Origin of the sequence: Pseudomonas fitomaticsae (assembly GCF_021018765.1) — a bacterium.
In the GTDB taxonomy this organism is placed as follows: domain Bacteria; phylum Pseudomonadota; class Gammaproteobacteria; order Pseudomonadales; family Pseudomonadaceae; genus Aquipseudomonas; species Aquipseudomonas fitomaticsae.
In genome coordinates this window covers 2,224,107-2,241,457 of record NZ_CP075567.1, presented here as the reverse complement: position 1 = coordinate 2,241,457, position 17,351 = coordinate 2,224,107, and the positions used below count along the sequence as shown (strand labels likewise).

Annotated in this window: 15 protein-coding genes; 8 read left to right on the top strand and 7 right to left on the bottom strand. The window is 61.5% G+C overall.

Annotated features, from left to right (window positions below; translation table 11 throughout):
- Positions 1-24 precede the first annotated feature (24 nt).
- The 4 genes from acnD to KJY40_RS10210 form a co-directional block, all read right to left on the bottom strand.
- On the bottom strand, positions 25-2,619 hold the full coding sequence (acnD, locus tag KJY40_RS10225; protein WP_230736511.1) for a Fe/S-dependent 2-methylisocitrate dehydratase AcnD: 2,595 nt from the start codon (positions 2,617-2,619) through the stop codon (positions 25-27).
- A 61-nt stretch (positions 2,620-2,680) separates the two neighbouring features.
- On the bottom strand, positions 2,681-3,808 hold the full coding sequence (gene prpC / locus KJY40_RS10220) for a bifunctional 2-methylcitrate synthase/citrate synthase (protein WP_230736509.1): 1,128 nt from the start codon (positions 3,806-3,808) through the stop codon (positions 2,681-2,683).
- A 43-nt stretch (positions 3,809-3,851) separates the two neighbouring features.
- Entirely contained in the window at positions 3,852-4,742 is an 891-nt protein-coding gene (prpB, locus tag KJY40_RS10215; RefSeq protein ID WP_007951973.1) for a methylisocitrate lyase, read from the bottom strand.
- A complete protein-coding gene (locus tag KJY40_RS10210) occupies positions 4,739-5,461 on the bottom strand; it encodes a GntR family transcriptional regulator (RefSeq protein WP_169432611.1) in 723 nt (240 codons plus the stop codon). Before KJY40_RS10210 ends, prpB begins: the two co-directional genes overlap by 4 nt.
- A gap of 300 nt (positions 5,462-5,761) precedes the next feature.
- Between KJY40_RS10210 and rloA the strand changes: the two genes are divergently transcribed.
- From rloA to pabB, 4 genes are all read left to right on the top strand, one after another.
- The gene (rloA, locus tag KJY40_RS10205; protein ID WP_011333239.1) at positions 5,762-6,298 is read left to right on the top strand and encodes a retropepsin-like aspartic peptidase RloA; all 537 of its coding nucleotides are present in this window, start codon (positions 5,762-5,764) and stop codon (positions 6,296-6,298) included.
- Between the two features lie 5 nt (positions 6,299-6,303).
- Complete coding sequence (rloB, locus tag KJY40_RS10200; protein WP_230736506.1) at positions 6,304-7,839, top strand: osmotic stress tolerance membrane protein RloB; 1,536 nt, start codon at positions 6,304-6,306, stop codon at positions 7,837-7,839.
- The gene (locus KJY40_RS10195; protein WP_007951965.1) at positions 7,839-8,825 is read left to right on the top strand and encodes an alpha-L-glutamate ligase-like protein; all 987 of its coding nucleotides are present in this window, start codon (positions 7,839-7,841) and stop codon (positions 8,823-8,825) included. The genes rloB and KJY40_RS10195 overlap by 1 nt, the downstream gene beginning before the upstream one ends.
- A gap of 108 nt (positions 8,826-8,933) precedes the next feature.
- Positions 8,934-10,277, top strand: a complete 1,344-nt coding sequence (pabB, locus tag KJY40_RS10190; protein WP_230736505.1) for an aminodeoxychorismate synthase component I — start codon at positions 8,934-8,936, stop codon at positions 10,275-10,277.
- An 82-nt stretch (positions 10,278-10,359) separates the two neighbouring features.
- Here the strand turns inward: pabB and thrH are convergent, their stop codons facing one another.
- On the bottom strand, positions 10,360-10,977 hold the full coding sequence (gene thrH, locus KJY40_RS10185; RefSeq protein ID WP_230736503.1) for a bifunctional phosphoserine phosphatase/homoserine phosphotransferase ThrH: 618 nt from the start codon (positions 10,975-10,977) through the stop codon (positions 10,360-10,362).
- 163 nt (positions 10,978-11,140) lie between these two features.
- Here thrH and KJY40_RS10180 point away from each other — a divergent pair, with 163 nt between their 5' ends.
- The 3 genes from KJY40_RS10180 to KJY40_RS10170 all read left to right on the top strand — a co-directional run bounded on the left by KJY40_RS10180 (position 11,141) and on the right by KJY40_RS10170 (position 14,681).
- Positions 11,141-11,875 (top strand): phosphoadenylyl-sulfate reductase, encoded by a 735-nt coding sequence (locus KJY40_RS10180; RefSeq protein WP_039769972.1) that lies wholly within the window; start codon positions 11,141-11,143, stop codon positions 11,873-11,875.
- Between the two features lie 478 nt (positions 11,876-12,353).
- The gene (locus tag KJY40_RS10175; RefSeq protein ID WP_230736500.1) at positions 12,354-13,898 is read left to right on the top strand and encodes an NCS1 family nucleobase:cation symporter-1; all 1,545 of its coding nucleotides are present in this window, start codon (positions 12,354-12,356) and stop codon (positions 13,896-13,898) included.
- Positions 13,899-13,952: 54 nt separating this feature from the next.
- Positions 13,953-14,681 carry an aspartate/glutamate racemase family protein gene (locus KJY40_RS10170; RefSeq protein ID WP_230736498.1) on the top strand — a complete coding sequence of 243 codons (729 nt, stop codon included), beginning with the start codon at positions 13,953-13,955 and terminating at the stop codon, positions 14,679-14,681.
- Here KJY40_RS10170 and KJY40_RS10165 read toward each other — a convergent pair.
- On the bottom strand, positions 14,650-15,591 hold the full coding sequence (locus tag KJY40_RS10165; RefSeq protein ID WP_230736496.1) for a LysR family transcriptional regulator: 942 nt from the start codon (positions 15,589-15,591) through the stop codon (positions 14,650-14,652). The two genes, KJY40_RS10170 and KJY40_RS10165, sit on opposite strands and share 32 nt — an antisense overlap.
- A 125-nt stretch (positions 15,592-15,716) precedes the next feature.
- Between KJY40_RS10165 and KJY40_RS10160 the strand changes: the two genes are divergently transcribed.
- On the top strand, positions 15,717-16,463 hold the full coding sequence (locus KJY40_RS10160) for a 3-oxoacyl-ACP reductase family protein (protein ID WP_230736494.1): 747 nt from the start codon (positions 15,717-15,719) through the stop codon (positions 16,461-16,463).
- 76 nt (positions 16,464-16,539) lie between these two features.
- Here KJY40_RS10160 and KJY40_RS10155 read toward each other — a convergent pair whose 3' ends face one another.
- A complete protein-coding gene (locus KJY40_RS10155; protein WP_230736492.1) occupies positions 16,540-17,235 on the bottom strand; it encodes an HAD-IA family hydrolase in 696 nt (231 codons plus the stop codon).
- Between the last annotated feature and the right edge of the window lie 116 nt (positions 17,236-17,351).

The following is a 17,351-nucleotide window of genomic DNA, read 5'->3' as shown; positions in this document are numbered from 1 at the left end:
AGTCCCATGCCCACATCAGTTGATTTAAACGGCAACCGCCGACTCTTCGAGGAAGTCCTGAGCGAAGCGCTGCAACACGCCGCCGGCCTCGTAGATCGACACTTCTTCGGCGGTGTCGAGACGGCAGGTCACCGGCACGTCGACGCGTTCGCCGCTCTTGCGATGGATCACCAGCGTCAGGTCGGCACGCGGCGTGCGCTCGCCGATCACGTCGTAGGTTTCGCTGCCGTCGATGCCCAGCGTCTTGCGGTCGGTGCCCGGTTTGAATTCCAACGGCAGCACGCCCATGCCCACCAGGTTGGTGCGGTGAATGCGCTCGAACCCTTCGGCGGCGATCGCTTCCACACCCGCCAGACGCACGCCCTTGGCCGCCCAGTCGCGGGACGAACCCTGGCCGTAGTCGGCGCCGGCGATGATGATCAGCGGCTGCTTGCGTTCCATGTAGGTTTCGATGGCTTCCCACATGCGCATCACTTGGCCTTCCGGCTCGACGCGGGCCAGCGAGCCCTGCTTGACCTTGCCGTTTTCCACGACCATTTCGTTGAACAGTTTCGGGTTGGCAAACGTCGCGCGCTGCGCGGTCAAGTGGTCGCCACGGTGGGTCGCGTAAGAGTTGAAGTCCTCTTCCGGCAGGCCCATTTTCGCCAGGTACTCACCGGCGGCGCTGTCGAGCATGATCGCGTTCGACGGCGACAGGTGATCGGTGGTGATGTTGTCCGGCAATACCGCCAGCGGACGCATGCCCTTGAGCGGCCGTGCCCCGGCCAGCGCGCCTTCCCAGTACGGCGGACGGCGGATGTAGGTGCTCATCTCGCGCCAGTCATACAGCGGCGTGACTTTCGGGCCGGTGTCTTCGTGAATGGCGAACATCGGGATGTAGACCTGACGGAACTGCTCGGGCTTGACCGAGGATTTCACCACAGCGTCGATTTCTTCGTCGCTCGGCCAGATGTCTTTCAGGCGGATTTCCTTGCCGTCGACCACGCCCAGCACATCTTTTTCGATGTCGAAACGGATGGTGCCAGCAATCGCGTAGGCCACCACCAGCGGCGGCGAAGCGAGGAACGCCTGCTTGGCGTACGGGTGAATCCGGCCGTCGAAGTTGCGGTTGCCGGACAGCACAGCGGTGGCGTACAGGTCGCGGTCGATGATCTCTTGCTGGATCACCGGATCCAGCGCGCCGGACATGCCGTTGCAGGTGGTGCAGGCAAACGCGACGACGCCGAAACCGAGCTGCTCCAGCTCCGTGGTCAGCCCCGCTTCATCGAGGTACAGCGCCACGGTTTTCGAGCCCGGCGCCAGCGACGACTTGACCCACGGCTTGCGCGTCAGCCCGAGCTTGTTGGCGTTGCGCGCCAGCAGGCCGGCGGCGATTACGTTGCGCGGGTTGCTGGTATTGGTGCAACTGGTGATGGCGGCGATGATCACCGCGCCGTCGGGCATTTGCCCCGGCACCTCTTCCCACTGGCCAGCGATGCCTTTGGCCGCCAGATCCGACACCGCTACACGGGCGTGCGGGTTGCTCGGGCCGGCCATGTTGCGCACCACCGAAGACAGGTCGAAGGTCAGCCCGCGCTCGTACTGCGCGCCTTTCAGGCTGTCAGCCCACAGGCCGATCTGCCTGGCGTATTGCTCGACCAGTTGCACTTGCTGGTCTTCGCGACCGGTGAGTTTCAGGTAGTCGATGGTCTGCTGGTCGATGTAGAACATCGCCGCCGTGGCGCCGTATTCCGGGGCCATGTTGGAGATGGTCGCGCGGTCGCCGAGGGTCAGTGCCGAAGCACCTTCACCGAAGAACTCCAGCCACGCACCAACGACTTTCTGTTTGCGCAGGTATTCGGTCAGTGCCAGCACCATGTCGGTGGCGGTGATGCCCGGTTGCAGCTTGCCGGTCAGTTCGACGCCGACGCTTTCCGGCAGGCGCATCCACGACGCGCGACCGAGCATCACGCTCTCGGCTTCAAGCCCACCGACACCGATGGCGATCACGCCCAGCGCATCGACGTGCGGGGTGTGGCTGTCGGTGCCGACGCAGGTATCCGGGAATGCCACGCCGTCGCGCACCTGGATCACCGGGGACATTTTCTCCAGGTTGATCTGGTGCATGATGCCGTTGCCCGGCGGGATCACGTCGACGTTCTTGAACGCCTTCTTGGTCCAGTTGATGAAGTGGAAACGGTCTTCGTTGCGACGGTCTTCGATGGCGCGGTTCTTCTCGAACGCCTGTGCGTCAAAACCGCCCGCTTCAACCGCCAGCGAGTGGTCGACGATCAGTTGGGTCGGCACCACCGGGTTGACCTGCGCCGGGTCGCCGCCCTGCTGGGCAATCGCGTCGCGCAGGCCGGCCAGATCCACCAGCGCAGTCTGGCCGAGAATGTCGTGGCACACCACACGGGCCGGGAACCACGGGAAGTCGAGGTCGCGTTTGCGCTCGATCAGTTGTTTCAGGGAATCGGTGAGCGTGGCCGGGTCGCAGCGACGCACGAGGTTTTCCGCCAGCACGCGAGAGGTGTACGGCAGGGTGTCGTAGCTGCCCGGCTGGATCGCATCGACAGCCGCGCGGACGTCGAAAAAGTCCAGCGGCGTGCCGGGCAGGTTCTTGCGAAATTCTGTGTTCATCGGTCAGGACTCGGTCACGGTAGTTTCAAAGAGGGGGCGCCTGTGCCGGCGCCCTCCCCGGTCAGCGCTGGTCGATTGGCACGAACTTGCGCTGTTCGACGCCGGTGTACTCGGCGCTTGGACGGATGATGCGGTTGTTGGCCCGCTGTTCGAACACGTGCGCTGCCCAGCCGGTCAGGCGCGAGCAGACGAAGATAGGGGTGAACAGCTTGGTCGGGATGCCCATGAAGTGGTACGCCGAGGCATGGTAGAAGTCGGCGTTGGGGAACAGTTTTTTCTGTTCCCACATGGTCTTGTCGATGGCTTCCGAGACCGCGAACAACACCTTGTCGCCCACTTCGTCGGCAAGTTTTTTCGACCAGCCCTTGATCACCTCGTTGCGCGGATCGCTGTCCTTATAGATCGCGTGGCCGAAGCCCATGATCTTGTCCTTGCGTTCGAGCATGCCGAGGGTGCCCTTGATCGCCTCTTCCGGCGACGAGAAGCGCTCGATCATTTCCATCGCCGCTTCGTTGGCGCCACCGTGCAGCGGGCCGCGCAGCGAGCCGATGGCTGCCGTGACGCAGGAATACAGGTCGGACAGGGTCGACGCACACACCCGAGCGGTGAAGGTCGAGGCGTTGAACTCGTGCTCCGCGTAGAGGATCAGCGACACGTTCATCACCTTGACGTGCAGTTCGCTCGGCTTCTTGTCGTGCAGCAGGTGCAGGAAGTGACCGCCGATGGACGGCTCGTCCGTCACGCAATTGATGCGTTTGCCGTCGTGGCTGAAGCGATACCAGTAGCACATGATCGCCGGGAACGCGGCCAGCAGGCGGTCGGTCTTGTCGCGTTGCTCGGAGAAGTCTTTCTCCGGCTCGATGTTGCCCAGGAACGAGCAGCCGGTGCGCATCACGTCCATCGGGTGGGCGTCGGCGGGGATGCGTTCCAGCACTTCTTTCAGCGCCTGCGGCAGGTCGCGCAGCTTGCTCAGTTTGCCTTGATAGGCGGCGAGTTGCGCCTTGGTTGGCAGCTCTCCGTAGAGCAGCAGGTACGCCACTTCTTCAAATTGTGCGTCTGCCGCCAGTTCGCGCACGTCGTAGCCGCGATAGGTCAGCCCGGCACCGGCCTGGCCCACGGTGGACAGTGCGGTTTGCCCGGCAACCTGGCCCCGGAGCCCGGCGCCACTGAGTACTTTTGCTTCGGCCATTGTTGTCTCCAATCTTGAATTTATTAGGGAGTACGGTTGCGGCTTACTTCTTCGCCGCAAACAACGCGTCGAGCTTCTGCTCGAAGGTGTGGTAATCGATGCGATCGTAGAGCTCCATGCGAGTCTGCATGGTGTCGATGACATTCTGCTGAGTACCGTCGCGACGGATCGCGGTGTAGACGTTTTCCGCGGCCTTGTTCATCGCGCGGAACGCCGACAGCGGGTACAGCACCAGCGACACATCGGCTCCCGCAAGCTGCTCGGTGGTGTACAGCGGCGTCGAGCCGAATTCGGTGATGTTGGCCAGGATCGGCGCTTTCACGCGGCTGGCGAACAGCTTGTACATTTCAAGCTCAGTGATGGCTTCCGGGAAGATCATGTCGGCGCCGGCCTCGATGCACGCGGCGGCGCGATCCAGTGCCGATTCCAGACCCTCAACGGCCAGCGCGTCGGTGCGGGCCATTATCACGAAGCTGTCGTCGGTGCGGGCATCGACGGCGGCCTTGATGCGGTCGACCATTTCCTGCTGGGTCACGATCTCTTTGTTCGGACGGTGGCCGCAACGCTTGGCGCCGACCTGGTCTTCGATGTGAATCGCCGCCGCGCCGAATTTGATCATCGACTTGACGGTGCGGGCCACGTTGAACGCCGAGGCGCCAAAACCGGTGTCCACGTCCACCAGCAGCGGCAGGTCGCAGACGTCGGTAATGCGACGCACGTCGGTCAGCACGTCATCCAGGCCGGTGATGCCCAGGTCCGGCACGCCGAGGGAGCCGGCAGCCACCCCGCCACCCGACAGGTAGATCGCCTTGAAACCGGCGCGCTTGGCCAGCAGCGCGTGGTTGGCGTTGATCGCCCCGACCACTTGCAACGGATGTTCGCTGGCGACCGCATCGCGGAAACGCTGGCCTGGAGTGCTCTTGTTGGAACTCATGACTCACCTCGTTCAGTGGCTGTCTTATTGTCGGCGCCGTCCTGGTAATGACGGGCGATGTTGCGTTTCGAGGCGCCGATGTGACGGCGCATCAACAATTCCGCGAGTTCGCCGTCACGGTCGGCGATGGCATCGAGAATCCGGTGGTGTTCGGCAAAGGCCTGGCGCGGGCGGTTGGGCGTGGTGGAAAACTGGATGCGGTACATGCGCACCAGTTGATAGAGCTCGCCGCAGAGCATTTGCGTGAGGGTGCGGTTGCCGCTGCCCTGAATGATCCGGTAGTGAAAGTCGAAATCGCCTTCCTGCTGGTAGTAGCCGACGCCGGCCTGAAACGCCGCATCGCGTTCGTGGGTTTCCAGCACCCGGCGCAGTTCGTCGATTTCTTCGACGCTCATGCGTTCGGCCGCCAGACGGCAGGCCATGCCTTCGAGGGATTCGCGGATTTCGTAGAGTTCGAGCAGTTCGGCATGGCTCAGCGACACCACCCGCGCACCGACGTGCGGCACGCGCACCAGCAGGCGCTGGCCTTCCAGACGATGGATCGCCTCACGCAGCGGCCCGCGGCTGATGCCGTAGGTGCGCGCCAGTTCTGGCTCGGAGATCTTGCTGCCCGGGGCGATCTCGCCTTTGACGATGGCCGCCTGGATGCGCCGGAAGACGTTTTCCGAGAGCGTCTCGGAATCATCACCGCTGATCACCGGGGGATCGAGTTGATCCAGCATATTGTCGACACCTTCAAATCCAATGCGGCAAAAACTAGCGAATCAGCCCGCATCAGTCAAAGGATAAATACAGATTGTCGACAATCGTCTAATAAGCCTTGGTATCAGCCCCAAGGGTTATAGACCGCCCCCGGCGCTGGCGCCATAAAACCACCGTGCTAGAATGCCGCCCGCATTTGCGAGTCATTTGCACGGCTTGTCATAAAAAGCTGATAGGCACACGAAGGCGCATGGGCAGACAGGATTTCCTGATGCCATGGCCCTGAACCGAGAACGGAACGCTGCTCGCCAGGATTTATGAGACTCAAGCCCTTCCCCACATTCTTTGCACTGTTTTGCCTGCCCGGCCTCGCCGCGGCGGGGGAAAAGACCGTGTACGGCCTCAACGAATACGCTGCCCTCGACGGGATCAACCTGGAAGTGGCGGCGAAACTCGACACCGGGGCGAAAACCGCCTCCCTGAGCGCCCGCGACATCAAACGTTTCAAACGCAACGGCGAGTCTTGGGTACGTTTCTACCTGGCCATCGACGCCGCACATTCGCACCCGATCGAACGGCCGCTGGCCCGGGTCAGCAAGATCAAGCGCCGCGCCGGCGACTACGATCCGGAGGAAGGCAAGAAGTACACCGCCCGCCCGGTGATCGAGCTGGACATCTGCATGGGTTCGGCAATGCGCAGCATCGAAGTGAACCTGACCGACCGTAGTGCGTTCCAATACCCGCTTTTGATCGGCTCCGAGGCGCTGAAACGCTTCGATGCGCTGGTCGATCCCAGTCTTAAATACGCTGCCGGCAAACCCGCCTGCGCCATCGCCGCTCATACCGCCGAGTAATTTCCATGCGTTCTCTAACCTTCCACCTGAAAGTCCTGATCACCATCCTGGTGTTGCTGGGCGTTTCGGTTACGGCCTATCAGATTTTCGTGCTCGGCATTCCAGTGACCGAAGACGCCACCGACGACCTGTGGAACATCGACGCCAAGGTCGAGTTCGTCGCCAGCACCAAGGATCCGGTGAAGATCCAGATGTTCGTGCCGCCCCTGAGCCGCGATTACGTCAGCCTCAATGAAAGCTTTATCTCCAACAATTACGGCGTGGCGGTCAACCGCGTCGACGGCAACCGCAAGGTCACCTGGTCGGCGCGCCGGGCCAAGGGCAACCAGACGCTTTATTACCGTCTGGTGCTGACCAAGCGTTACACCGCCGAGAAAACCAAGGTCAAAGGCCCGACCTTCCGCGACAGCATAGCCATCGAAGGCCCGGAAAAGATTGCCGCCGAAGCCCTGCTCGCCCCGATCCGCCAGCACTCGGCCGACGTCGAGACCTTCATTGGCGAAGCGATCAAGCGCGTCAACAACGTCAACGACGACAACGTGAAACTGCTGCTGGCCGGCGATCCGTCGACGCCGCACAAAGCCAAAATCGTCGAGCTGCTGCTGTCCATCGCCCACGTACCGGTGGAGAAAGTCCACACCATCCGCCTCGTCGCCGATCAGCCGCAAACCCCGGAACTGTGGCTGCGCAGTTTCAACGGCACCGACTGGCTGTACTTCAACCCCGAAACCGGTGAACAAGGCCTGCCGACCGACCGCCTGCTGTGGTGGAGCGGCGATGAAAACCTGATCACCGTCGACGGCGGCAAGAAAGCCAACGTGACCTTCAGCCTGAACAACAGCGAGATGAACGCGATTCGTCTGGCCAAGCTGACCGACGAAAACACAGACGCCAACTTCCTCGAATACTCGCTGTACGGCCTGCCGCTGCAAACCCAGCAAACCTTCATGATCATGGTGATGATCCCGATCGGCGTGCTGGTGATCCTGATCCTGCGCAACCTGATCGGCCTGCAGACCCTCGGCACGTTCACGCCGGTTCTGATCGCCCTGGCCTTCCGCGAGACGCAGCTGGGCTTCGGCATCCTGCTGTTTACCGTGATCACCGCGCTCGGGTTATCGCTGCGCTCGTATCTGGAACACCTGAAGCTGCAAATGCTGCCGCGCCTGTCGGTGGTGCTGACCTTCGTGGTGGTGCTGATTGCGGCGATCAGTCTGTTCAGTCACAAGCTCGGTCTGGAGCGTGGCCTGTCGGTGGCGCTGTTCCCGATGGTGATTCTGACCATGACCATCGAACGCCTGTCGATCACCTGGGAAGAACGCGGCGCCAGCCATGCCATGAAAGTGGCGATCGGCACGCTGTTCGCGGCGTCCCTGGCGCACCTGATCATGACCGTTCCGGAGCTGGTGTACTTCGTGTTCACCTTCCCGGCAATCCTGCTGATTCTGGTGGGCTTCATGCTGGCCATGGGTCGCTATCGCGGTTATCGCCTGACCGAGCTCGTGCGTTTCAAGGCTTTCCTGAAGAAGGCTGACGCCTGATGTTCGGTTTCTGGAAGACCTGGAAGGCCCTGGAAGCCCGGGGCATCATGGGCATCAATCGGCGTAATGCCGACTATGTGCTCAAGTACAACAAGCGCAGCCTGTACCCGATCGTCGATGACAAGATCATCACCAAGGAACGCGCGATCAAGGCCGGCATTCACGTGCCGGAACTGTATGGCGTGATTTCCACGGAGAAGGAAATCGACAAGCTCGGCGAGATCATCGGCGGGCGCAACGACTTCGTGATCAAGCCGGCCCAGGGCGCCGGCGGCGACGGCATCATCGTGGTCGCCGACCGCTTTGAGGGCCGCTATCGCACGGTGTCGGGCAAGATCATTGCCCACGAAGAGCTGGAGCATCATATCTCCAGCATCCTCACCGGTTTGTATTCGCTGGGCGGCCACCGTGATCGGGCGCTGATCGAATACCGGGTGACCCCGGACCAGATCTTCAAAAGCATCAGCTACGAAGGCGTGCCGGACATTCGCATCATCGTGCTGATGGGTTACCCGGTGATGGCGATGTTGCGACTGCCGACCCGCCAGTCCGGGGGCAAGGCCAACCTGCACCAGGGCGCCATCGGCGTTGGCGTCGACCTGGCCACCGGCCTTACTTTGCGCGGCACCTGGCTGAACAACATCATCACCAAACACCCGGACACCACCAACGCGGTGGATGGCGTGCAACTGCCCTACTGGGACGGTTTCATGAAACTCGCCGCCGGTTGTTATGAGCTGTGTGGCCTGGGTTACATCGGCGTGGACATGGTGCTGGATCAAGAGAAAGGCCCGCTGATTCTGGAGCTGAATGCGCGGCCGGGGCTGAATATCCAGATTGCCAATGATTGTGGGCTGACGTTGCGTACCCATGCGGTGGAAGCGCATCTGGAAGAGCTCAAGGCGCGTGGGGTGACGGAGTCGGTTGAAGAGCGGGTGGCGTTTGCTCAGGAGCTGTTTGGGCATATTCCGGCGGTCGAGGGCTGAGTCGCACTTCCTGCCGCCAATCTGCCAATCCCCGACATCCCCTCTAGGAGCAATTCTCGGAGGGGACTACAATCCCCACCCCGCCTCGATGGCCGATCTGCCCCGCCCATGTTGACCTGTTCCGTACACCCGCTGCCCTACCGCGCCAACCCCGCCGACTATTTCGCGGCCGTCCGCCATGCGCCCGGCGCCGTGCTGCTCGACAGTGGCCGGCCGAGTGCCGACCGTGGCCGTTATGACCTGCTCAGTGCCTGGCCGCTGGAACAACTGGCGGTATTGCCGGACGAGCGCGGGGAAGATTTCCTGCAACGACTGCGGGACAATCTGACCCGCTTGGGCGACGCGCAATTGCCCGACGGGTACGAATTGCCCTTCGCCGGCGGCCTGATCGGCTACCTGAGCTACGACTTCGGCCGGCATCTGGAAAACCTGCCGAGCCAGGCCCGGGATGACCTGCAACTGCCCGATGCACGTTTTGGCTTGTACGACTGGGCCTTGATCAGCGATCACCAATCGGCCACCAGCCAATTGGTGTTTCACCCGTCAGTCAGCGCCAGCGAGAAACAGCGGTTGATTGATGTATTCAGCCAACCGGCGGGCACTGAGCTGACCCCGTTCAAGCTGAACAACCCGATGACAGCCGATCTTTCGGCCGATGAATACCGCAAGGCATTCGAGCGCATCCAGCATTACATCCAGGCCGGCGACTGCTATCAGGTCAATTTCGCCCAGCGCTTCCGCGCACCGTGCCAAGGCGATCCATGGCTGGCCTACTGCAAATTGCGTGAGGCCTGCCCGACGCCGTTTTCCGGATTCCAGAGCCTGCCAGACGGCAACGCAGTACTGAGCCTGTCGCCCGAACGTTTCGTCAAAGTCAGTCAGCGTCAGGTGGAAACCCGCCCGATCAAGGGCACCCGCCCCCGTGGCGCGACCCCGGCCGAAGACGCGGCGAACGCCGCCGAACTGCTGGCCAGCCCGAAGGATCGCGCGGAAAACCTGATGATCGTCGACCTGCTGCGCAACGACCTGGGCCGCACCTGCCGCATCGGCTCGGTGCGGGTGCCGGAGTTGTTCAGCCTGGAAAGCTATCCGAACGTGCATCACCTGGTCAGCAGCGTGACCGGTGAACTGGCGGAAGATCGCGATGCCCTGGACCTGATCGCCGGCAGCTTCCCCGGCGGCTCGATCACCGGCGCGCCGAAGATTCGTGCGATGCAGATCATCGACGAACTGGAACCGACCCGACGGGGTTTGTATTGCGGTTCGTTGCTGTATCTGGATGTTCGCGGCGAGATGGACAGCTCCATCGCCATTCGCAGTCTGCTGGTGAAGGATGGGCAGGTGTGCTGCTGGGGCGGCGGCGGGATCGTCGCCGATTCGGACTGGCAGGCGGAGTATCAGGAATCGATTACCAAGGTCAGAGTACTGCTCGAAACCCTGCAGAACCTTTAACCGTTGATCGTTCCCAAGTCGCGGTGACTGCGGTGATCGTTCCCACGCGGACGCGTTCGACGTGGGAACGATCATGTGGTTGCTACAAAGTCAGGTCGCGGTTCGAAGCCTTGAGGAATTCCTGCTTCAGCTCGGCAAACGTATGCACCGCCGGAAACTGCGGAAACTCGCGAATCACGTTATCCGGCGCATGGAACAGAATCCCCGCATCCGCTTCGCCCAGCATGCTGGTGTCGTTGTAGGAATCCCCCGCCGCAATCACCCGGTAATACAGGCTCTTGAAGGCCAGGACCGACTGACGTTTAGGATCTTTCTGACGCAACTGGTAGCTGGTCACCCGCCCGCTGTCATCGGTAATCAGTCGATGGCAAAGCAAGGTCGGAAAGCCCAGCTGACGCATCAGCGGCTGGGAAAACTCATAGAACGTATCTGACAGAATCACCACCTGAAACCGCTCGCGCAGCCAGTTGACGAACTCCACCGCGCCGTCCAGCGGCTTGAGGGTGGCGATCACTTCCTGGATGTCCGAAAGCTTCAGGCCATGCTCGTCGAGGATGCGCAGGCGCTGTTTCATCAGCACGTCGTAGTCGGGAATGTCCCGGGTGGTGGCCTTGAGCGATTCGATTCCGGTTTTTTCGGCGAAGGCGATCCAGATTTCCGGCACCAGCACCCCTTCAAGATCAAGACAGGCGATTTCCACAAGACACTCCCGTTTGTAATGTTTATTGAGTCGAGCGAGCCCGAACTCTAGCGGCTCGACCTGGACCGCGCAACGCAGAGGCCGCCCCGGCGGGCGTTGCTTTTTGTTAACATCGCCGCCATATAGAGCGCCCAGCGCCACCGACCTGTAGGAAGCCGCCCTGATGAGCCCAACGTTCGACGTCGTGGAACTCGCCACGACCTATGCCAACAAATCCGCGCAGGACATCCTCAAACTCGCGTTCGCCGAGTTCGGCGATGACCTGTGGATATCTTTCAGCGGCGCCGAGGATGTGGTGCTGGTGGACATGGCCTGGAAGCTGAACAAGAACGTCAAGGTGTTCAGTCTCGACACTGGCCGCCTGCATCCGGAAACCTACCGCTTCATCGACCAGGTGCGCGAGCACTACAAGATCGATATCGAACTGGTCTCGCCGGACTACACGAAACTTGAACCGTTCGTGAAGGAAAAAGGCCTGTTCAGTTTCTACAAGGACGGCCATGGCGAATGCTGCGGGATCCGCAAGATCGAACCGCTGCGTCGCAAGCTTTCCGACGTAAAGGCCTGGGCCACCGGCCAGCGCCGCGACCAGAGCCCAGGCACCCGCAGTGCCGTGGCGGTGATGGAAATCGATACAGCGTTCTCCACCCCGGAGCGCACCCTGTACAAGTTCAACCCGCTGGCGCAGATGACCAGCGAGGAAATCTGGGGCTACATCCGCATGCTGGAGTTGCCGTACAACAGCCTGCACGAGCGCGGTTTCATCAGCATCGGCTGCGAACCGTGCACCCGCCCTGTCCTGCCGAACCAGCACGAACGTGAAGGTCGCTGGTGGTGGGAAGAAGCGACCCAGAAAGAATGCGGGTTGCATGCGGGGAATATCATCAGCAAGGCGTAAACCGTTCGCCCCACAGTTGTCTCCGCCAGACATGGAAAATGTGTACACACGAATGTCACCATCGGTGCCATTTATGTGTGCACTTTTCATTTCTGCGCCCTGAAAAGTTACATCCTACTCCCAAAGCGCTCCCTCCCGGCGCCCGTCAAAATCCCTTCCGAAAAATAAATACCTGGTCGAACGGTCAATTTATATCGCCCGTATTTCAACGACTTGGCTCGCCTCAATAACTTTTCGAAATCAGCGGCGGTTTTCATAGATCGCCGGCTGGCACAGATCTGGCTTTAGTGCATACATGTTTTGTATACAAAGCCGCAAAACATGAACCCACACTTTCGATCCGCAAGCCTGAAGCGCCCTATCCCGTACAGGCTGCAGATGCCCCTAACCTGTGATGTTTCACCGCCGCGACGAAGATCTGCCGAGCCCGAGTGCTCATGCACAGTCATCGCGGCCCGAACATCAGGAGCCTGCCGGAATGCGTACGAGTCTCTCCAATAACAACATCGCGCTGAATCTGCCCGCCTCTTCCCCCCTCGACCACAGCGTGCCCGGTGAAGGCATCGCCGAACCGCTGCAACTGAGCCCGCGTCTGCACAACAGCGACCTCGCGCCGACCAAGGTCGAAGGACGGCGTTGGGGCAAATACAGCATCTTTGCTCTGTGGACCAACGATGTGCACAACATCGCCAACTACTCGTTTGCCATCGGCCTGTACGCCCTGGGCCTGGGCGGCTGGCAGATTCTGCTGTCGTTGGGGATCGGTGCGGCGCTGGTGTACTTCTTCATGAACCTGTCAGGCTACATGGGGCAGAAAACCGGCGTGCCGTTTCCGGTGATCAGCCGGATCAGTTTCGGTATTCATGGGGCGCAGATTCCTGCATTGATCCGGGCGGTGATCGCCATCGCCTGGTTCGGCATTCAGACGTACCTGGCGTCAGTGGTGTTTCGCGTGCTGCTCACGGCGATCCATCCCGGTTTCGCCGACTACGACCACAACTCGATCCTCGGCCTGTCGAGTCTGGGCTGGGTGTGTTTCGTGGCGATCTGGTTCGTGCAACTGGCGATCCTGGCTTACGGCATGGAGATGGTTCGTCGCTACGAAGCGTTCGCCGGGCCGGTGATTCTGCTGACCGTCGCCTGCCTCGCCGCGTGGATGTACACCCAGGCCAACGCGACCATTGCCTGGTCGATTCGCGAACCGCTGACCGGCGGCGAGATGTGGCGCAACATCTTTGCCGGCGGCGCCTTGTGGCTGGCGATCTACGGGACGCTGATCCTCAACTTCTGCGACTTCGCCCGCTCTTCGCCGTGCCGCAAGACGATCAAGATCGGAAACTTCTGGGGCCTGCCGGTAAATATTCTGGTGTTCGCCGGGATCACTGTCCTGCTGTGCGGTGCGCAATTTCAGATCAACGGCCGGATCATCGAAAGCCCGACCGAAATCATTGCGTCGATTCCCAACACGTTCTTTCTGGTGCTCGGCTGCCTGGCGTTCCTGATCGTTACCGTGGCGGTGAACATCATGGCCAACTTCGTCGCCCCGGCCTTCGTGCTGAGCAACCTGGCGCCGAAATACCTGACCTTCCGCCGCGCCGGGCTGATCAGCGCCACCATCGCCGTGCTGATCCTGCCGTGGAATCTCTACAACAGCCCGCTGGTGATCGTGTATTTCCTGTCCGGCCTCGGCGCCCTGCTCGGCCCGCTGTACGGCGTGATCATGGTCGACTACTGGCTGATCCGCAAAGGCCGGATCCACGTGCCGCAGCTGTACAGCGAAAACCCTAACGGTGCGTATTACTACAGCCGAGGGGTCAATCTGCGGGCGGTGGCGGCGTTCATTCCAGCCGCGTTGATCGCGATCGTTCTGGCACTGGTGCCGGGCTTCCACAGCGTTTCGCCCTTCTCCTGGCTGATCGGCGCCGGCATTGCCGGAATGCTCTACCTGATCATCGCCAAACGCCAGCCGCACTACGCCGACGTCGACGGTGAAGCCATCGCCGTCGACAACGTCAGCCACTGAATCTTTTGGCGGCCCTTCGCGGGGCCGCAGAACCAACCGTAATAAGGACTTCCCATGCGAATTCTCGTGGTCAACGTCAACACCACCGAATCCATCACCCAGGCCATCGCCCGTTCGGCGCAGGCTGTCGCTTCCCCCGGCACCGAGATCGTCGGCCTGACGCCGCATTTCGGCGCCGATTCAGTCGAAGGCAATTTCGAAAGTTATCTGGCCGCCATCGCCGTGATGGACCGGGTGATGTCCTACGACCAGCCGTTCGACGCGGTCATCCAGGCCGGCTATGGCGAACACGGTCGCGAAGGTTTGCAGGAATTGCTCAACGTGCCGGTGGTGGACATTACCGATGCGGCGGCCAGCACCGCGATGTTTCTCGGCCACGCCTATTCAGTGGTCACCACGCTGGATCGCACCGTGCCGTTGATCGAGGATCGGCTGAAACTGTCCGGCCTGTGGGATCGCTGCGCCTCGGTGCGCGCCAGTGGCCTGGCGGTTCTGGAGCTGGAACACGAGCCGCAACGGGCGTTGGAAGCCATCGTGCATCAGGCGGAACTGGCGGTGACTCAGGATAAAGCCGAAGTGATCTGCCTCGGTTGCGGCGGCATGGCCGGGCTCGACGAGAAGATCCGCCAGCGCGCCGGGGTGCCTGTGATCGATGGCGTCACCGCCGCTGTGACCATCGCCGAATCGCTGGTGCGACTGGGCCTGTCGACGTCCAAGGTGCGCACCTATGCGACGCCACGCCCGAAAACCATCATCGGCTGGCCAGCACGTTTTGCGCGTTGAATCGCTCGGCGAGGCCCAGGGTTGAAAACTGCTCGATGACGAAATCGACGAACGCCCGGGTCTTGCCCGGCAGCAGTTTGTGTTCGGCGTAATAGATGGAGATGTTGCCGTCGTCGACGTACCAGTCGGGCAAGACTCGCTGCAACGTTCCCGCCTCCAGGTAACCGACCGCGAACGGCATGCTCACCAACGCAATCCCCAACCCCTGCGCCGCCGTGGCGCAGGCGGCTTCGGAATCGCTCATGGTCATTCGTGCCTTGAGGGTCAGCGGGCTGTGTTGCCGGGTGCGATGCGTCAACTGCCAGGAACGCACGCGACCGGTCTGCGGTGAGCGGATCAGGATGCCGTCGTGCAGCTTGAGGTCGTCTGGCTCGCTGATCGGTGCGTATCGATCCAGATAATCCGCAGAAGCCACCAACACCCGATGCGCCGGCGTCAGCCTGCGCGCCACGACGCCTTGGGGCAGTTCGAAGCCACCGCCAATCGCTGCATCGAAACCCTGGCCGATCAAATCGACCTGGCGGTTATCGAAATGCCAGTCCGGATTGATCGCCGGGAACCTTGTCAGGAACTCCCCCAGCAACGGCACGATGTACAAGCGGCCGAACACCGTGCCCATGCTGACTTTCAGCGTGCCGGCCGGTTGACCACCGGCACTGGCCAGATTGTTCACCGCGTTCTGGATGGTGGTCAGGCTGCCGCTGACCTCACTCAGAAACAATTGCCCTGCTTCCGTCAGGGTCAGCCGACGGGTGCTACGCTGGAACAGCCTCACACCGAGGCGCACTTCCAGTTTCGCCACGCTTTTGCCCACGGCGGCCGGTGTCAGGCTCAGGCGTCGCGCAGCCTCGGCAAAGCTGCCGACTTCGGCGCTGCGCACGAAGCATTCGATACTGCTGAAGGTTTCCATGACCGCCACTCTAAACTTTTGGTTTATACAGACTATAGCAACCACGGTCTACTCGCCTGGTGGCGAGGGGCAGATACTCGACACCACACCAAGGCAGCCTGCCTTGAAACTTCTGGAGATCGAACATGACCACTCAACACCTCAGCGGTAAAGTCGCTCTGATTCAAGGCGGCTCTCGCGGCATCGGTGCCGCCATCGTCAAACGCCTGGCCGCTGAAGGCGCTGCGGTTGCCTTTACCTACGTCAGCTCGGCCGCGAAGGCTGAAGAACTGCAAAACAGCATCACCGCCACCGGCGGCAAAGCCCTGGCGATCAAGGCTGACAGCGCCGACGCCAGCGCCATCCGCAACGCGGTAAACGCCACCGTCGAAGCCTTTGGCCGCCTCGACATTCTGGTCAACAACGCCGGCGTGCTGGCCGTCGCGCCGCTGGAAGACTTCAAACTGGAAGACTTCGACCAGACCCTCGCAATCAATGTGCGCAGCGTGTTCATCGCCAGTCAGGAAGCCGCCAAACACATGGGGGAAGGCTCGCGCATCATCAACATCGGCAGCACCAACGCCGACCGCATGCCCTTCGCCGGTGGCGGCGTGTATGCGATGAGCAAATCCGCACTGGTCGGCCTGACCAAAGGCCTGGCCCGCGACCTCGGCCCACGTGGCATTACCATCAACAACGTGCAGCCCGGCCCGGTCGATACCGACATGAACCCGGCTCATGGCGAGTTCGCTGACAGCCTGATCCCGTTGATGGCGGTGGGTCGTTACGGTAAAGCCGAGGAAATCGCCAGCTTCGTGGCTTACCTCGCCAGCCCGGAGGCCGGTTACATCACCGGTGCCAGCCTGACCATCGACGGTGGTTTCGGCGCCTGATTGATCGGATTGTCGATAACGAAAAACGCCGCCCCTCCTTTGACAGAGGGGCGGCGTTTTTTTGCTCGCGATTTGATCAGGCCCAGTCGAGCGCCGGCAGTCCGCATGCACTCGGCTTGAACGCTTTCAACGTACGAAGAATCCCGTCGGCGTGTGCGTACTTTTCATCGGCCATGGCGGCATCGGGAATGGCGATGGCGGTCATGCCGGCTGCTTTCGCCGCCGTCACACCGAATGGCGAGTCTTCGAACACCAAGCAATCTTCCGGCGCTACACCCAGGCGGCGCGCGGCGGTGAGGAAGATGTCCGGCGCCGGTTTGGCCGCGCCGACTTCCGGGTCGTCAGCGGTGACGATGAAGTCGAACAATGCAAACCAGTCGCGGTGCAAGGTGGTTTTCTGACCGAACGACTGACGCGACGAACTGGTGCCGACGGCAATCGGAATGTTGTGTGCCTTGAGGTGGCGGATCAGCTCCTCGGCGCCCGGCATCGCTTGCGCGGTGGGAAAACGCTCGCGCATCAGCGGCTCGCGGATCACCAGAAACTCTTCGGCGGTGATCGGCAGGTCCAGCGCCTCGACCACATAACGGGCCAGATCGCCGGCGCCACGGCCGATGATGTTCTGCTTGATGCTCCAGTCGAAAGTGCGCCCGTACCGCTCGGCAATCAGCGAGGTAACCTCGGTGTAGATGCCCTCGGTGTCCAGCAGCAAACCGTCCATATCGAAAATCACGGCCTTGATCGGGCCGAACGCCTTCAGCGGTGCATTCATCATCGGATCCGTTATCAAAGACATCCCGGGCGGCGTGGATAGCGCCGCTGCTCGGATCTGATTAAAGGGTTCAGCAGCATAACGAGCGCGGCCAAGGTTGAGCAACGGGCAATGTC

Bases quoted from the DNA above. Each gene is read 5' to 3' on its own strand.
- KJY40_RS10180 (WP_039769972.1), top strand. From the start codon at position 11,141: ATGAGCCCAACGTTCGACGTCGTGGAACTCGCCACGACCTATGCCAAC.
- rloB (WP_230736506.1), top strand. From the start codon at position 6,304: ATGCGTTCTCTAACCTTCCACCTGAAAGTCCTGATCACCATCCTGGTG.
- KJY40_RS10165 (WP_230736496.1), bottom strand. From the start codon at position 15,591: ATGGAAACCTTCAGCAGTATCGAATGCTTCGTGCGCAGCGCCGAAGTC.
- KJY40_RS10195 (WP_007951965.1), top strand. From the start codon at position 7,839: ATGTTCGGTTTCTGGAAGACCTGGAAGGCCCTGGAAGCCCGGGGCATC.
- KJY40_RS10170 (WP_230736498.1), top strand. From the start codon at position 13,953: ATGCGAATTCTCGTGGTCAACGTCAACACCACCGAATCCATCACCCAG.
- KJY40_RS10160 (WP_230736494.1), top strand. From the start codon at position 15,717: ATGACCACTCAACACCTCAGCGGTAAAGTCGCTCTGATTCAAGGCGGC.
- pabB (WP_230736505.1), top strand. From the start codon at position 8,934: ATGTTGACCTGTTCCGTACACCCGCTGCCCTACCGCGCCAACCCCGCC.
- rloA (WP_011333239.1), top strand. From the start codon at position 5,762: ATGAGACTCAAGCCCTTCCCCACATTCTTTGCACTGTTTTGCCTGCCC.
- prpC (WP_230736509.1), bottom strand. From the start codon at position 3,808: ATGGCCGAAGCAAAAGTACTCAGTGGCGCCGGGCTCCGGGGCCAGGTT.
- KJY40_RS10175 (WP_230736500.1), top strand. From the start codon at position 12,354: ATGCGTACGAGTCTCTCCAATAACAACATCGCGCTGAATCTGCCCGCC.
- prpB (WP_007951973.1), bottom strand. From the start codon at position 4,742: ATGAGTTCCAACAAGAGCACTCCAGGCCAGCGTTTCCGCGATGCGGTC.
- KJY40_RS10155 (WP_230736492.1), bottom strand. From the start codon at position 17,235: ATGAATGCACCGCTGAAGGCGTTCGGCCCGATCAAGGCCGTGATTTTC.
- acnD (WP_230736511.1), bottom strand. From the start codon at position 2,619: ATGAACACAGAATTTCGCAAGAACCTGCCCGGCACGCCGCTGGACTTT.